The organism is Rugosimonospora africana (assembly GCF_016862975.1).
GTDB classification, from domain to species: domain Bacteria; phylum Actinomycetota; class Actinomycetes; order Mycobacteriales; family Micromonosporaceae; genus Rugosimonospora; species Rugosimonospora africana.
In genome coordinates this window covers 248,713-264,538 of the sequence record NZ_BONZ01000027.1, presented here as the reverse complement: position 1 = coordinate 264,538, position 15,826 = coordinate 248,713, and the positions used below count along the sequence as shown (strand labels likewise).

Genomic DNA, 15,826 nt, shown 5'->3' with positions numbered 1-15,826 from the left:
CGGCGGGCCCACCCCGCCGGGACAGAACGGCGGTTACCCCGCGGGACAGAACCGTGGGCCACCCCGCCGGGACAGAACGACGGTCACCCCGCCGGGGCGGGCCGGACAGCCAGACGGGTCAGATGCGGGAGCACGACGCCGAGATTGTGGACTTCCCCGGTCGCCGGATCCACCGGGTACAGCGCCCCGTCGTCGCCGGCGATGAACAGCCAGCGACTGTCCGGCGACCAGACCATGGAGTCGGGGTCGGAGAGTGCCGGAGACACCTGCACGCCGTAGCTGGTGGAGCCCGAGGCGAGGTCGTAGAGGCCGACAGTCACCGATCCGTTCGGGCCGGACTCGATCAGGGCGGCCCTGGAACCATCCGGGGAGATCACACCCCGAACGGTGGTCTGCTGGGCCAGCGGGATGTCGACGGTACGCCGGGCTCCGGTGGCCCGGTCGATGACGACGGCGGCACACCGGTACCGGTCGTCGCACTCCCAGGTCAGCCAACGGGTGGGACCGGCAGCTATCAGGGCGCCGGTGGTGATCCGGTGCGGGCCGTCCGGGCGCGCGGCGTAGACCCCGCCGGTACCCGCGAACACCAGGTAGCCGGTGCCGTCCGGGGCGACGGTGCTGACCACGCCCGGCGGTACCGTGAGCCTCGGTCCGGCCGGCTCGCCGTCGGACTTCACCAGGATCAGGGTCTGGTCGTCGCCGGCGAGCGGAACCCACACGGTGTTGCGGTCCGGGCCGGGAACGGCGGGCCCGGTCCGGGCCAGCGGACCGTACAGCGGGCGGGCCGGCTGCCCGTCGGGTACCAGATAGCCGGGTACCAGATCCAGCGGACGGACCATCGCCCAGTCCGGGCCGGCGACGAACGACACCGGGCCGCCGCTCAGGATCGGTGGGACGGCGGTGCTGGTGATCCGGCCGCGGGCGAATTCGACTCGTACGACACCGCCTGACCCCTGCCCGAGCAGCTCCCAGCCGGCGGTCACCCCGAGCAGCGGCCGACCGGCCTGGCTGACCAACGGCGACGGCGTGGCGACGGCATCCACGGAGGCTGCCGGCCCGGCCTGCGCCGGGAGGGTCGACTCCGGGACGGTTGACGACGGACGCGATGTCGCCGACGGCGAGCCACCGGTCCCGCGCGTCACGGCGGCCACGACCGCCACCGCCGCGACCACGACCACCGCCGCCACCGGCAGCCACCGGCGCCACGGCGGCTTGGGCCGGGCGCCGGACCCGCCGAACTCGATGATGTCGACCGGCTCGCCGTCGAGGTCGTCAACGCCCATGAAGCCATCATGGCCGATGCGACGGACGGGCAATGGCCCATCATGGTGCACATGACTCAGAGCCCTCTCGCACAGTTCGATCGGGCCGCCGCCGTCGCCGAGGGCGTCATCGCCTCGACCAAGCCCGACCAGTTCGACGAACCGAGCCCGTGCACCCTGTGGTCGGTCCGCCAGGTCATCAACCACGTCGTCGTGGGCAACCTGCGCACCCTCGGCACCGTGACCGGACAGGCCCGTCCCGACCCCGGCGAGGACCGGCTCGGCGACGACCCGCTCGGCGCGTTCCGCGCGTCGGTTCGTGAGCTGCGTGCCGCCCTGTCGGTCGAGGGCGCGCTCGACCGGACGGTCCCGACGCCGGTCGGTGAGCGCCCGGGGACGTTCCTCGTCCTCATGCGGGTCGCCGAGATGACCCTCCACGCGTGGGACGTCGCGAAGGCCACCGGCCAGTCCACCGATCTGGACCCGGGGCTGTCCGGGCAGATCCTGGCGGTGTTCCACGGCGTGCTGCCGGCCGACCGGGAAGGCTCGCCGTTCGGAGCCGAGCAGCCCGCGCCGCCGGATGCCACCGCGGCCGACCGGCTGGCGGCCTACGCGGGGCGGACGGTCTCGTAGACCGTCCGTAGCCCCGGCAGGCCGCCCGCCCGCCCGCCGCGAGGGTCAGGACAGCGGCAGCGTCGCCGGGAGACCGAACGACGGGAACAGCGTGGCGTCGAAGGTAGTGATCTCGGCGACCTTGTCACCCTCGACACGCAACACGTCGAGCTTGAACGCGCGGTAGCACGAGTCGCCGGGCGCGAGCAGGTAACTGGCCGCGGTCGGCTGGCGGTTGGCACTCGTGGGTACCAGCCGCCACTCGCCCTCCACCGCCGGCCCGAACGCGTTGGCCACCAGACCCGAGACCGCCTCGATGCCGTCGTACAGGAACGGGTGCGGTGGCATCGTGACGCGGATGTCCTCGCGCATCAGCGCGATGGACGCGGCGATGTCCGCCCGCTCGTGCGCGTCGATGAAGCGCAGCAGCAGGTCGCGTTCCTCGGCGCTCGGCTCGCTGGTCGACCAGTCGAGCCGCCGCCGGGGCAGTTGCTCGCGCATGGTGGCCCGGGCCCGTTGCAGCGCGCTGTTGGCCGAGGCCACCGTGAGGTCGAGTGCCTCCGCGCTCTCGCCCGCCGACCAGCCCAGCACGTCCCGGAGAATCAGCACGGCACGCTGGCGTGGCGGCAGGAGCTGGACGGCGGCGAGGAACGCCAGTTCGATCGTCTCCCGGTCGACGGCGACCGCGTCCGGCTCCTCCTCACGCGGCGCGATCTCATTCAGCAACCGGTCCGGGTACGGCTGCAGCCACGGCACCTCGGACGGCGAACTGGACGTCACCGGTCGCCGGGACCGCCGCCGCAGGGCGTCCAGGCAGGCGTTGGTGGCGATGCGGTAGAGCCAGGCCCGGAATCCGCTACCGCCCTCGAACGTGCCCCGCTTGTCCCAGGCCCGCAGGAACGTCTCCTGTACCACGTCCTCGGCCTCCTCAAACGAGCCGAGCATCCGGTAGCAGTGCACGTGCAGCTCACGCTCGTGGCGCCGGACCAACGTGGCGAACGCCGACTCGTCCCCAGCCGTCGCCGCCGCGACAGCGGCCAACTCGTCCCCAGCCGCGACAGCGGCCGGCTCGTCTCCGGCCACGAAAGCCGCGACAGCGGCCGACTCGTCGATGTCGGGCATGCCGCCTTCCCTTCCGCCGGGCGCCGGGCGCCCGCCGCCGTCCATGAACCATAGGATGCCCGGACCCGGCGGCCCTCCCCGCCGGGCCGGCGCCTCCACGTCGGAGTCCGCGTCGGAGTCGGGATTCACCGCGGTACCAGGCCACACGTCACGTTGACCGTCGTGGCCGTGATGGCGGCGGCCCGGTCCGAGGCCAGGAACGCGGCGGTTTGCGCGACCTGTGCCAGCCGGGGAGTCCGGCGCAGCATCGCCATCCCGGAGATCGCCCGGTCGATCGTCTCCGGATCCGGGGTACTGTCGCCGCCGACCGCGCGCAGCTTCTCGGCGGTGAGGGTCTCGGGTACGCCCGCGGTCCACAGCCCGACAACCCGTACGCCCTGCGGCCCGACCTCGGCCGCCAGGTACCGCAGGTACGTCTCGACCGCGGCGTCGGCCGGTCCGGTACCGCCCATCATCGGCGCGAGGCCGGCGGACGATCCGCTGGTGAGTCCGAGGATGACGCCGGAGCCCTGTGCCACCATCCGACGCGCGGCCGCCCGCGCGGTGATGGCCGTGGACAGGAGCCCGTTGGTGACCGGGCGCATCAGGTCGGCCGCTGCCAGATCCAGAAGCGGGATGCCCTGCACGTCGCCCCGGGTGATGAGGTTGAACGACACGTCGACGCTGCCGGCCCGGTTCACGACGTCGTTGACGTGCTCCTCGACCGCTGACTCGTCGAGTGCGTCGAGTACCGCGACCTCGGCGCGTCCGCCCGCGGCGGTGATGTCGGCGGCGACCGCCTCAAGAGGTGCGGCGGTCCGCCCGGCGAGGAAGACCCGTGCGCCCTCACGCGCGAACTCGCGAGCCACGCCGCCCCCGAGGCCGCCGCCCGCACCGTAGATGATCGCGTTCTTGTCCAGAAGAAGTTGTGTCGTCATGTGAGGTGTAACGCCGCCCGGCGGCAAGACTCATCGGTCCCACATCGGCTCGGCAGAATCGGCCCGGAAAACCGGCCCGGGAAACCGGCCCAAGAGATCGGGCCGGGAAATCGGACGTCAGTGCCGCGCCGAGCCGGCCGGCGGTGCGGCTTTCCCGGCCGGGGCGGGCTGCGCCTGGTCCAGCCCGAGCCGGCGGCGCACCTCGGGCCGGCGCAGCGGCGGCACCGTCTTCGGCTCCTGACGGCGCGCCGGCAGGCCGGCGAGCAGCCTTCCGGTGATCTCCGCGACCTCCCGCACCGCCTCCTGCACGGCGTCGGCGGTGGCCCCGGTGGGTCGGGCGATCCCGGTCACTTTCCGGATGAACTGGGCGGCAGCCGCCTCGACCTCCTCGGCCGACGCCGGCGGGTTGAGGCCACGCAACTCGGTGATGTTTCGACACATGACCCCAACATAGGACCCCGCCGGCCGCGAGGCCGCCCGCGCCCGCGCGAAGGGTCAGCCGAGCCGGCCGCCGGCCGCCGCGACCGCCAGCCCGGCGAGGCCCCGCACGCCGAGCAGTCGCAGCGCGGTGCGCGGGGACCGGTACTGCCGGATCGGCGTCACGCCCGCGAACGCCCCGAGGAACCGGTCCGCCTCGGCCGGCCGGTCGCGCAGCGCGGCGAGCAGGTACCGCTGGGCCCGGCGTAGCGGGTCGAGAGCGGCGAGCCCGGCGGTGAAGTCGTACATCGGGCGTACCGCGGCGTCCCGCCGCCGGTGGTACCCGGCCAGGTGCGCGTCGGGCGGGCGGCCGCGGGCCATCGCCGAGGTGATCGCGTCGGCCAGTAGTTCGGCGTCGCGCAGCGCGTTGCCGATGCCCTGCGCGCTGACCGGATCCATCACCACCCCGGCGTCGCCGACCAGCGCCCACCCCGGCCCGTACGGGACCCGGAACAGCTGCGGCAGGTCCGGCGTGGTGCGCAGCCGTTCGGCCCGCCGGCCCGCCCGTACCCACATGCCGAGGTCGCCGCACCGGTCCAGGCTCGCCAGGTAGTGCTCCTCGACGGCGGTGCGGAACCGGGCAAACTCGGCGATCGGTGCTGCCACGTAGACCATGGTCAGGCCGTCGTTCGTGGGGAACGCCGCCACCGCCCGGCCCGGCCGCAGGTACAGCTCGCCGGCCGCCATCGGTACCCCGTGCCAGTACGTGTAGCAGGCCATCGTCGCGATCGGCCGCTCCCGGTACCGGCGGGCCCCGACCGCGCTCGCGACCAGGGAACGCTTCCCGTCCGCGCCGACCACCAGGCCCGCCGTCTCGGTGCACCGCGCACCGCCCCGCTGGCGACCGGCGATCCCCACCACCCGGTCGCGGGACCACACCAGTTCCTCGGCGGCGAACCCCTCCCGGATCTCGGCCCCGGCCTCGCGGGCGGCTCGTACCAGCACGGTGTCCAGCACGGTGCGGCGCGGGCTGTAGAGGGCGTCGGCGCCGTCGTACGGCGGGAAGCGACCGGACAGGACGATTCCCTCGAAGTCCATCCGCACCTCGCGGGTGGCCGGCGTCCCGGCCGCGTCCAACTCGCCGAGCAGCCCCCAGCGCCGCAGCCGGGCGACGCCGGGCACCTGGACCTGGTGGGTGGACAGGGTGTCGCTGGGAAATCGGGCCCGGTCCACGGTGAGTACCCGGACGCCCCGCCGGGCCAGCAGCAGCGCCGTCGCGGCCCCGGCGACCCGGGCGCCTACCACGATCACGTCGTATGCCATCGAGCCCCCTGAGAGCCGGGCGACACATCAACAGACGTGGGCCAACGGACGTTGACAACGCTACGGACCCATGCCTCCCGAAGTCAACGGCCGTTGGCACGAAGTCGCGTTCCCGACCGCAAAAATCTCTTTGCAGAAAAACCTTTGCGGTCTACCGTGAGGGGCATCGTGAAGGGAAGGGACCGCCGAGATGGATGACACCGAGCGCCCGAGCGCCGAATCGGCGGGCGCCAGCGGGCCACCGACTGGCTTCGGCGAGCCACACGCTGGCGCCGGTGAGCCACAGGCCGGCGTCGGCCAGCCACCGACCAGCGTCGGCGAGCCACCGGCCGCCCCGCCGGGTGGCTGGCCCGCATGGTTCGACCCGGCCCGCGACCTGCTGCTCACCCCGCAGCGGCTGCGCGGGCTCGTGCACCCGATCCGAGTGCGGCTGCTGTGGTCGCTGGAGACCGACGGCCCGTCCACCGCGTCCCGGCTCGGCCGGCAGATCGGCCAGTCCAGCGGCGTCACCAGCTACCACCTGCGGATCCTCGCCGACCTGGGGTTCGTGGAAGAGGACACCGAGCGCGGCACCGGTCGCGACCGCTGGTGGCGCACGCGGTATCGGGACTCCGGCTTCACGCTCCGCTCCCCCGACGACCTCCCCGACATGCGGAGCCTGGAGGTCGCTGAGCAGTACATGCGGATCGTCGTCGAGACCTACTACGAGCGCATGCTCGCCTACGTCAACAGCTTCGCCGGACGGCTCGAGGAGTTGCCGACGCTGCCGTGGACATTTCACGAGTACGCGATCGAGCTGACCCACGACGAGGCGCGCGCGCTCGCGGCCGAGGTCTCCGAGGTGATCCGGCGGTACCGGCGGGAACCGGGCGCACCGCCGCGCGGCGGCGACTCCGAGCGCGCCGTCTTCCAGTTCCAGATGCTGCCCGACGATGCCGGCACGGCGACCGACTCCACGGCGACCAACGGCACGGCGACCGACGCCACAGCGACCGGGGAGGTTCCGTCATGAGACGCCGCACGCCGTTCGTCGCGCTGATCGGCTCGTACGTCATCTCGGTCGCCGGCACCTCGATGTCCGCCGTGGCGATCCCGTGGATGGTGCTGACCACCACCGGCAGCGCGGCGAAGACCGGCCTCGTCGCGTTCGCCGAGATGGCACCGTATGTCGCGGCGCAAGCCCTGGCCGGGCCGCTGGTCGACCGGGCCGGGTTGCGCCGGTCCTTCGTGGTGGGCAACGCCGTCGCCGCGGTCGCGGTCGGCGCCATCCCGCTCATGTCCGCGGCCCACGCGCTGACCCTTCCGGTCCTGCTCGGCCTCGTCGCGCTCGCCGGCGGTGTGCGCGGCGCGGCCGACACCGCGAACAGCGCGCTGGTACCGACGACGGCCACGGCCGCCGGCATGGCGCTGGAGCGGGCCGCCGGCCTGAACTCCGGCGCGAACCGCACCGCGCTGCTGCTGGGCGCCCCGCTGGCCGGCGCGCTGGTCACCCTGGCCGGATCGCCGGTGGTCGTCGCCATCGACGCGGCGACCTTCGCGGTGGCCGCGGCGATCGGAGCGATCTGGGTACGGGTGCCCCGGACCGCACCCGCCACCAACGAGGCGGACGGGTCGGGCCTGCGCCGGTACGGGCGTGACCTCGCGGCCGGCCTGCGGTTCATCCGCACCGACCGGCTGCTGCTCGGCATCATCACGATGGTGGCCGTGACGAACCTTCTCGACCAGGGACTCTCCGAGGTCATGCTGCCGGTCTGGGTACGCGACACAGTCGGCTCGGCCGGCGCGCTGGGCCTCCTCGCCGGCATCGGCGGCCTGGGCTCCGTCCTGGGCAACCTGTTCGGGGCATGGCTCGGACCGCGGCTGTCCCGGCGGGCCCTCTACAGCGTCGGGTACCTGGTCGGCGGCGCCCCCCGCTTCCTCGTCCTGGTGGTGGCCGGCACACTGGCCCCGGTCATCGGTGTCACCCTGGTCGCCGAGGTCTTCGCCGGGTCGCTCAACCCGGTGATCGGGGCGACGTCCTACGAGCGGATCCCGGAGGAGCTGCGGGCGCGGGTGCTCGGCGTGGTACGGGCCAGCGCCTGGGTCGGCATCCCGTTCGGCGCGCTGGTCGGCGGGTACGTCATCGAGGCCGTCGGTACCCGGATGGCGCTGCTCGCGTTCGGCGTCGCGTACCTGCTGACCACGCTCGCCCCGTTCGTCTTCCCGTCCTGGCGCCAGCTGCGCCGGCCGGACCCGGTGGTGGCCACTGACCCCGAGATGGTCACCGCCTAGCGACCGGCGCGCTCACCAGTTCGCGGTCAGGGCCTGGAGCCCGAGGCTGCCGAGGGCCACCAGTACCGACAGCAGGCCGCCGAACAGCAACGGCCGCAGCCCGGCACGGCGCAGCTCGGCCACCCGTACCCCGAGCCCGACCCCGGCCAGCGCGACCGCCACCAGGTACCCGGCGAGCCGGGCCAGCGCACCCTGCCAGCCGGCCGGTATCAGGCCGGTCGAGTTGGCCGACGCGGCGAGCAGGAACAGCACCAGGAACGGTGGCACCAGCCGCCACAGCGGGGTGCGGGCCGCCGCCCGGTCGGCCACCGGATCGGCCGCCCGCTCGGCCCGGCGAGTGCGGGCGGCCACCCCGAGGACCACCGGAATGATCATGAGAGCCCGGGTCAGCTTGACCGTCACCGCGTACCGGCCGGCGGCCGCCCCGTACGCGTACCCGGTGGCGACCACGCTGGAGGTGTCGTTGACCGCCGTACCCGCCCACAGCCCGAACGCGTGTTGGCTCAGGCCCAGCAGCCGGCCCACCGGCGGGAAGACGACCGTGGCCGTGATGTTGTAGACCACGATCGTGGACACCGCATAGGCCACGCTGACCTCGTCGGCGGCGACGACACCCCGGAGCGCGGCGATCGCGGAGGCGCCACAGATCCCGGTACCGGCGCCGATCAGCGTGCGCAGCGGGTCGGGGATGCGCAGCAGGCGGCCGAGCAGCCAGGCGGCGACCAGGCACAGGGCCAGGGTGCCGAGCATCACCGGCAGCGAGGCCACCCCGGTACGCAGGACGGACCGGACAGACAGGCCGGTACCGAGCACCACGACCGCGGCCTGGAGCACGTGCCGCCCCGCGAAGCGGGAGCCGGCGTGGATGGCGGTGCCGGCGTCAGCAAAGCCAAGGGGCGCAGCGGAGCCAACTGGCACAGCGGAGCCAACTGGCACAGCAGTGCCGCGCCGGTCGAGGACGGTACGCGCGAGCAGACCCAGCAGTACGGCGATCACCGGCGCCCCCACCACCGGAACCACCGTGCCGAGCGCGGTGGCGACAGCGCCGATCGCGGCGGCCACCGCGACCCCGGGCAGCAGCCCGCGGGCATCGCCGAGCGTGGCCATCACCCCGGGTCGCGCCACGCTGGTCATGTCGCAAGCCAACGCCTGCCCACCCGTGCCGGGTAGTGGCGCCGGCGATATGACCTCATAGGCTGTACCTATGACCGATATCCGGCTCACCCCGGCAGACCTGCCCGCCCTCGGGCTGTTCGTCGACGCCGTCGACCTCGGCAGCCTGTCCGCCGCGGCCCGCCGGCACCGCATCACCCAGCCGTCGGCGAGCCAGGCGATCGGCCGGCTGGAGCGCCGGCTCGGGGTGACCCTGCTGCGCCGCGGTCCTCGCGGCTCGCGGCCGAGCCCGGAAGGCGAACGGCTGGCCGGGCACGCCCGCGAGGTCCTCGCCGCGCTGAACCGCTTCGCCGCTGCGGCCGAGGCGGTCCGGTCCGGTACGCGCGGCCTGATCCGGGTGGCGGCCAGCTACACCAACGCCGAGTACGTGCTGCCGGTCCGGGTGGCCCATTTCGGGTCGGTCCGGCCGGACGTGGCGGTCCGGCTCACCGTGGCGAACACCGACGAGGTCGTCGCCGCGGTACGGGCGGGCGAGGTGGAGCTGGGGTTCGTGGAGGGTCCGGGTACCTTCGCCGGCCTGCGTACCCGGCGGATCGGGCACGACGAACTGGCCGTGGTGGTCGCACCCGACCACCCGTGGGCCGGCCGGGACACCGTACCCGGAAACGTCGTCGCCGCCACGCCGCTGCTGCTGCGCGAGCGGGAGTCGGGTACCCGGCGCACGTACGAGGTGGCCGCGGCACGGGCCGGGTACCGGGTCGCCGAGCCGTACGGCGTCATGACCTCGACCGAGGCGCTGAAGGCAGCGGTACGGGCCGGGCTCGGCGCCACCGTCGTCAGCCGGCTCGCTGTGCAGGACGAGCTGCGCGACGGGCGCCTGGTCGCGGTGCGGGTGACCGGGCTGGACCTCGGCCGCGACCTGCGCGCGGTCTGGCTGCCGGGGCAGCGCAGCCCGCTGGCCGCCGAGTTCATCCGCCGCCTCGTCGACCAGCCCTGATGTCATCCAGCCGCGACCGCAGGCCGGCCCCGACCGTCGACCGGCCCCGAACGCGGGCGCGGTCTGCGCCACCAGCACCGCGCCGCCAACACCGCGCCGCCACCACCTCGGCGCCGTGGTCACGTATCGTGTTGCAGCAACGGGAGGGGTCGCGTGAGCGCGGACACGGGCAGGGAACGACCGGTCGTAGGCGGGCACACCGCACGACCGCCGGTGATACATGATGTCGCCCGGCTCGCCGGGGTCTCCCATCAGACCGTCTCGCGCGTGTTGAACGACCATCCGAACGTCCGGCGGACGACCCGCGACCGGGTGCTGTCCGCCATGCGCCAGCTCAACTACCGGCCGAACGCGCTGGCTCGCGGCCTGGCCAGCCGCCGGTCGCGGACGATCGGCGTGGTGAGCTTCGACACCCGGCTCTTCGGCCCGGCGTCCACGCTGCTAGCCATCGAGCAGGCCGCGCGCGCGGCCGGATACGCGGTGAGCCTGAGCAGCGGGGCCAACCTCGACGCCGGCTCGGTACGCCGCGGCGTCCAGGCACTGGCCGACCAGTCGGTCGACGGCGTCATCGTCATCGCCCCGCAGGAGGACTCGGCGCGCGGCGCCAGCGAGATGCACGGCGGGCTGCCCATCGTGGCGGTCGAGGCCGGATACGGCGGGGATGTCCCCGTCGTGTCGGTCGACCAGTTCGCCGGAGCCCGGCTGGCAACCGACCACCTGCTCGAACTCGGGCACCGCACGGTGTGGCACGTGGCGGGCCCGGCCGACTGGCTGGAGGCACAGGAGCGCGTCGAGGGGTGGCGAGCCAGCCTGGCCGAAGCGGGCCTCGCCGCGCCACCGCCCATCCGCGGCGACTGGAGCCCGGCGTCGGGCTACCGGGCGGGGATCGAACTGGCCGGAAAGTCCGGAGTCACCGCCGTCTTCGTCGCCAACGACGAGATGGCGCTGGGGCTGTTGCACGCGCTGAACGAGCGCGGGGTCCGGGTGCCGCAGGATGTCAGCGTCGTCGGGTTCGACAATCTCCCGGAGTCGGAGTTCTTCATCCCGGCGCTGACGACGGTTCGGCAGGACTTCGACGAACTCGGGCGGCGCGGGCTGCAGCTGCTGGTGGACCTGATGGACAAGTCGCCGGTCGACGACCGGTCCCGCTCGCGCGTCGCGCCCTCTCTGGTGGTACGGCGGAGCACGGCGCGGGCAGGCGGCGGCGACCGCATGCCACGCTTCTCCGCCGGCTGACCGCCGGCCACGCCTTCTCCGCCGGCTGACCGCCGGCCACGCCTTCTCCGCCGGCTGACCGCCGGCCATGCTTCTCGGCCGGCCACCTCTCGGCCGGCTGACCGCCGGTCACGCCCTCCCCGCCGGCTGACCGCCCGGCATTCGTAGGTTGACAGCTATCGATGTTCGCGCTAACAATGGCGGCAACTTCCCGCGATCCGGCGCCGAACCGTCCCGCGTCGCCGCCGCGCCGGTGCGCGGCCGGCCCATTCGTCCATAGTGGACGTTGCGAGAGGAAGGCCACCATGCATCTGCGAAGCGACCCGCGCCGGGTACTGGCCGGGTTAGCGGTTGCGTTGCTCGCCACGACCGGCGCCGCGATCGGCGTCCTGGCCACCCCGGGAGCGGCACAGGCCGCGTCCCCGTCATCACACGCCCCGTCATCACGCACTCCGGCCAGCGCTCCGGCCCTGGCCAACAATCTGGCGCTGACCCCGCCGATGGGGTGGAACGACTGGAACGCGTACGGCTGCAACGTGTCCGAGACGCTGGTCAAGCAGACCGCTGACAAAATCGTGTCCTCCGGCATGGCGGCCCTCGGGTACCAGTACGTGAACATCGACGACTGCTGGCTCCAGCACAGCAGGGACGCGAACGGCAACCTCCAGCCCGACTTCACCAAGTTCCCGGACGGCATCTCCGGCACCGCCGCGTACGTCCACTCGAAGGGCCTGAAGCTCGGCATCTACGAGGACGCGGGCACCGCGACCTGCGCCGGGTACCCGGGCAGTCTCGGCCACGAGCAGCAGGACGCCAACTCCTTCGCCTCCTGGGGCGTGGACTACCTCAAGTACGACAACTGCAACAACAACGGCAGCAGCACCCAGGCGCAGTACATCGCGCGCTACTCGGCGATGCGCGACGCGCTCGCCGCCACCGGCCGGCCGATCGTCTACAGCCTCTGCGAGTGGGGCGTGAACTCGCCGTGGACGTGGGGCGCGAACGTCGGCAACCTGTGGCGCACCACCGGCGACATCAGCGCCAACTTCTCCAGCATGCTGTCCATCTTCCACGCGAACGTGGGGCTCGCCTCCTACGCCGGACCGGGCCACTGGAACGACCCGGACATGCTGGAGGTCGGCAACGGCATGTCGGCCGCCGAGGACCGCACCGAGTTCAGCCTCTGGTCGGAGATGGCCGCGCCGCTGCTGGAGGGCGGCAACCTGGTCAGCGCGAGCGCGACCACGCTGTCGACGCTGACCAACCGGGCGGTCATCGCGGTGGACCAGGACTCGCTGGGCAAGCAGGGCACCCTGGTCACCTCGTCCGGCGGGCACGACGTGCTGGCCAAGCCACTGTCCAATGGGGACGTCTCGGTGGTCCTGTTCAACGAGGGCAGTTCCACGGCCACCATCAGCACGAGCGCGGCGGCCATCGGCAAGACCGGCGCGTCCAGCTACTCGCTGACCGACCTGTGGTCCGGCGTGACGAGCAGCACGACCGGTACGATCAGCGCCTCGGTACCCAGCCACGGCGTCGTCATGTACCGGGTGGCCGGCGGCACCACCGGCGGCGGGGGCGGCGGCTCGACCGGGATCCTGCGCGGTGTCGGCTCCAACCGGTGCCTGGACGTCTACAACAACCAGACGGCCAACGGCACCAAGGTGGAGATCTGGGACTGCAACGGCGGCGCGAACCAGCAGTGGACCCTGACCCCGTCCGGTCAGCTGCAGGTGTACGGCACCAAGTGCCTGGACGCCTACAACAACCAGACGACCAACGGCACCATAGTGGAGCTGTGGGACTGCAACGGGCAGGCCAATCAACAGTGGCGGCTGAACTCCGACGGGACCATCACCGGTGTCCAATCGGGACTGTGCCTGGACGTGACCGGTGGCGCCACCGCCAACGGTACCCAGGTGGAGCTGTGGACCTGCGGCGGCGGCAGCAACCAGCGGTGGTCGCGCACCTGAGGTCGTTGTGCCCGGCCGGCGACCCGCCGGCCGGGCACATCACCCGTCACGGGAAGCGCTGGTAGGCCGGCAGGGTGAGGAACTCGGTGTAGTCCTCGGCGAGCGCGACCTCCACGAACAGCGCGCGGGCGTCCGCGTAGCCGGCCGGATCGCCGAGCTTGTCGCACTCCTCCTCGAGGATCCGCTCCACCAGCTCGCGGGTGACCGTCTCGCCGGTGTCCAATGTGGTCGGATTGTGGATCCACTGCCAGATCTGCGACCGGGAGATCTCCGCGGTCGCGGCGTCCTCCATCAGGTTGAACACGGCCACCGCGCCGGTGCCGGCCAGCCAGGACCGCAGGTACTGCAGGGCGACCGAAACGTTGTTGCGCAGCCCGGCCTCGGTGACGCCGCCCTCGACGCCGCCGACGGCGAGCAACTCCCCGGCGCTGACCCGGACATCGTCGCGCTGCCGGTCGAGCTGGTTGGGCCGCTCGCCCAGGTGCTCGTCGAAGACCTCCCGGCAGACCGGTACCAGATCGGGGTGCGCCACCCACGAGCCGTCGTAGCCGGCGCCGGCCTCGCGCTGCTTGTCCTGGCGCACCTTGGCCAGCGCGGTCGCGTTCACCTGCTCGTCGCGGCGGCTGGGGATGAACGCGGCCATCCCGCCGATCGCGTGCGCGCCACGCCGGTGGCAGGTCTGCACCAGCAGTTCGCTGTATGCCCGCATGAACGGCGCGGTCATGGTGACCGAGTTGCGGTCCGGCAGCACGAAACCTGCGCCCCGGTCGCGGAACTTCTTGATGAGGCTGAACAGGTAGTCCCAGCGGCCGGCGTTAAGGCCGGCGGAGTGCTCGCGCAGCTCGTACAGGATCTCGTGCATCTCGAACGCGGCCGGAATGGTCTCGATGAGCACGGTCGCCCGGATCGTGCCGCGCGGGATGCCCAGCGCGTCCTGGGCGAGCAGGAACGCGTCGTTCCACAGCCGCGCCTCGGCGGCGGACTCCATCTTCGGCAGGTAGAAGTACGGGCCGCGGCCGTGCTGGAGCTGCCGCTGCGCGCCGTGCACGAGATACAGCGCGAAGTCGAACAGGCTGGCCGACATCGGCTCGCCGTCGACCAGCAGGTGCTTCTCGGACAGGTGCCAGCCGCGCGGGCGGACCACGATGGTCGCCAGTTCCTCCTCGGGCCGCAACGCGTAGGACTTCCCGTCCGGCGACTCGAAGTCGATGCGCCGGTCGAGGGCGTCCATGAGGTTGAGCTGGCCGCCGACCATGTTTTCCCACAGCGGCGTGTTCGCGTCCTCGAAGTCGGCGAGCCACACCTTGGCGCCGGAATTCAGCGCGTTGATCGTCATCTTGCGATCGGTCGGCCCGGTGATCTCGACGCGGCGGTCGACCAGACCGGGCGCCGGAGGCGCCACCCGCCAGCTCGCGTCCTCCCGGATCTCCGCGGACTCGGGCCGGAAGTCCAGCGTGCCGCCCGCGCTCAGCTCGCTCTGGCGGACCTGGCGGGCACGCAGGACCTCGGCCCGGCGCGGGCCGAGCTGCCGCTGCAGCTCGCCGAGCAGGGCCAGAGCCTGCGGGGTGAGCACCTCGTCGAACCGGTCGTGCCGCTCTCCGGTGACCGTGATTCCTTGCGTATTCTCCACAGTACGGAGACTATTATCTGCATGGCGGAAAGACAATGCCCGGCCACTCGTGGTGACCGGGGCCGCCGGCACGGACGGGGGACGGCGCGGTGACCTCAGCGGGCTCGGCGGGCTCCACAGCGGCGGGCGACGCGGCCGGCAGTGCCGGCGTGCAGTCCGTGCGCCGCGCCTTCGAACTGCTGGAGCTGATCGCGGACGCCGGCGGCTCCCAGGGCATCAGCCAGCTGTCCGCGCGGTCGGGCCTGCCGGTGCCGACCATCCACCGGCTGCTGCGCACGCTGATCGGCGCCGGGTACGTGCGGCAGGACCTGTCCCGGCGATACGCGCTCGGGCCGCGGCTGATCCGCCTCGGAGACCTGGCCGACCGGTCACTGGGCGCCTGGGCGGTGCCGCTGCTGACCCGGCTGGTCGAGGCGACCGGCGAGACGGCGAACCTGGCCATCCTGGAGGGCGGCGAGGTGGTGTACCTGGCGCAGGCGCCCAGTGCGCACTCGATGCGGATGTTCACCGAGCCCGGACACCGGGTGCTCGCGCACTGCACCGCGGTCGGCAAGGCACTGCTGGCCGGCCTGCCGGCCGAGGAGGTCGTCGCGCTGGTGACGCGCACCGGGATGCCCGCGCTGACGCCGCACACCATCACCGACCCGGACGCCCTGCTCGCGGCGCTGGCCGCGTGCCGTGCTCAGGGCTACGCGGTCGACGACGGGGAGCAGGAGCTCGGCGTACGGTGCGTGGCCGTGGCCGTGCCGCATCCGGGCACCCGTACCGCCATCTCCATCTCCGGCCCGCCGGCCCGGGTCGACGACGCGGCCATCGCGGCGGCCATGCCGGTGCTGCGCGACGTCGCCGCGCAGTTGGCCCGGCACTTCGCCGACGGCCACGCCGCGCCGTAGCGCCCAGCGCCCCGGCGCCAACCGCCCCGCACCAACCGCCCCTCGCCAAACGCGGCCGACGCCACCCGCCCGACGCCACGC

14 protein-coding genes are annotated in these 15,826 nt (G+C 73.1%); 7 read left to right on the top strand and 7 right to left on the bottom strand.

Translation table 11 applies throughout. From position 1 onward, the window contains the following. Positions 1–83: 83 nt before the first annotated feature. A complete protein-coding gene (locus Raf01_RS14715) occupies positions 84–1,283 on the bottom strand; it encodes a TolB-like translocation protein (RefSeq protein ID WP_203918400.1) in 1,200 nt (399 codons plus the stop codon). Between the two features lie 51 nt (positions 1,284–1,334). On the opposite strand from Raf01_RS14715, the gene Raf01_RS14710 reads away from it, so the two are divergent. Further along, positions 1,335–1,895, top strand: a complete 561-nt coding sequence (locus tag Raf01_RS14710) for a TIGR03086 family metal-binding protein (protein ID WP_203918399.1) — start codon at positions 1,335–1,337, stop codon at positions 1,893–1,895. Positions 1,896–1,940: 45 nt separating this feature from the next. Here the strand turns inward: Raf01_RS14710 and Raf01_RS14705 are convergent, their stop codons facing one another. The 4 genes from Raf01_RS14705 to Raf01_RS14690 form a co-directional block, all read right to left on the bottom strand. Beyond that, complete coding sequence (locus Raf01_RS14705; protein ID WP_203918398.1) at positions 1,941–2,996, bottom strand: RNA polymerase subunit sigma-70; 1,056 nt, start codon at positions 2,994–2,996, stop codon at positions 1,941–1,943. A gap of 125 nt (positions 2,997–3,121) precedes the next feature. Continuing rightward, positions 3,122–3,913: an SDR family NAD(P)-dependent oxidoreductase gene (locus Raf01_RS14700; RefSeq protein ID WP_203918397.1), complete on the bottom strand. Its 792-nt coding sequence runs from the start codon at positions 3,911–3,913 to the stop codon at positions 3,122–3,124. A 117-nt stretch (positions 3,914–4,030) separates the two neighbouring features. Continuing rightward, a complete protein-coding gene (locus Raf01_RS14695) occupies positions 4,031–4,354 on the bottom strand; it encodes a DUF2277 domain-containing protein (protein WP_203918396.1) in 324 nt (107 codons plus the stop codon). Positions 4,355–4,408: 54 nt separating this feature from the next. Continuing rightward, positions 4,409–5,653 carry an NAD(P)/FAD-dependent oxidoreductase gene (locus tag Raf01_RS14690; protein WP_203918395.1) on the bottom strand — a complete coding sequence of 415 codons (1,245 nt, stop codon included), beginning with the start codon at positions 5,651–5,653 and terminating at the stop codon, positions 4,409–4,411. Between the two features lie 190 nt (positions 5,654–5,843). Between Raf01_RS14690 and Raf01_RS14685 the strand changes: the two genes are divergently transcribed. After that, the gene (locus tag Raf01_RS14685; RefSeq protein ID WP_203918394.1) at positions 5,844–6,665 is read left to right on the top strand and encodes a winged helix-turn-helix domain-containing protein; all 822 of its coding nucleotides are present in this window, start codon (positions 5,844–5,846) and stop codon (positions 6,663–6,665) included. Continuing rightward, on the top strand, positions 6,662–7,924 hold the full coding sequence (locus tag Raf01_RS14680; RefSeq protein WP_203918393.1) for an MFS transporter: 1,263 nt from the start codon (positions 6,662–6,664) through the stop codon (positions 7,922–7,924). Before Raf01_RS14685 ends, Raf01_RS14680 begins: the two co-directional genes overlap by 4 nt. Positions 7,925–7,936: 12 nt before the next feature. Here Raf01_RS14680 and Raf01_RS14675 read toward each other — a convergent pair whose 3' ends face one another. Continuing rightward, positions 7,937–9,058: a YeiH family protein gene (locus Raf01_RS14675; RefSeq protein WP_239133612.1), complete on the bottom strand. Its 1,122-nt coding sequence runs from the start codon at positions 9,056–9,058 to the stop codon at positions 7,937–7,939. A gap of 70 nt (positions 9,059–9,128) precedes the next feature. Between Raf01_RS14675 and Raf01_RS14670 the strand changes: the two genes are divergently transcribed. The 3 genes from Raf01_RS14670 (at position 9,129) to Raf01_RS14660 (ending at position 13,222) form a co-directional block, all read left to right on the top strand. Next, a complete protein-coding gene (locus Raf01_RS14670) occupies positions 9,129–10,034 on the top strand; it encodes a LysR family transcriptional regulator (protein ID WP_203918392.1) in 906 nt (301 codons plus the stop codon). Positions 10,035–10,187: 153 nt separating this feature from the next. Further along, complete coding sequence (locus Raf01_RS14665; protein ID WP_275412985.1) at positions 10,188–11,270, top strand: LacI family DNA-binding transcriptional regulator; 1,083 nt, start codon at positions 10,188–10,190, stop codon at positions 11,268–11,270. 284 nt (positions 11,271–11,554) lie between these two features. Beyond that, positions 11,555–13,222 carry a glycoside hydrolase family 27 protein gene (locus Raf01_RS14660; RefSeq protein WP_203918391.1) on the top strand — a complete coding sequence of 556 codons (1,668 nt, stop codon included), beginning with the start codon at positions 11,555–11,557 and terminating at the stop codon, positions 13,220–13,222. A 46-nt stretch (positions 13,223–13,268) separates the two neighbouring features. Here Raf01_RS14660 and aceB read toward each other — a convergent pair whose 3' ends face one another. After that, complete coding sequence (gene aceB / locus Raf01_RS14655) at positions 13,269–14,852, bottom strand: malate synthase A (RefSeq protein ID WP_203918390.1); 1,584 nt, start codon at positions 14,850–14,852, stop codon at positions 13,269–13,271. An 89-nt stretch (positions 14,853–14,941) separates the two neighbouring features. Here aceB and Raf01_RS14650 point away from each other — a divergent pair, with 89 nt between their 5' ends. After that, entirely contained in the window at positions 14,942–15,745 is an 804-nt protein-coding gene (locus Raf01_RS14650) for an IclR family transcriptional regulator (RefSeq protein WP_203918389.1), read from the top strand. The last annotated feature ends 81 nt before the right edge of the window (positions 15,746–15,826 follow it).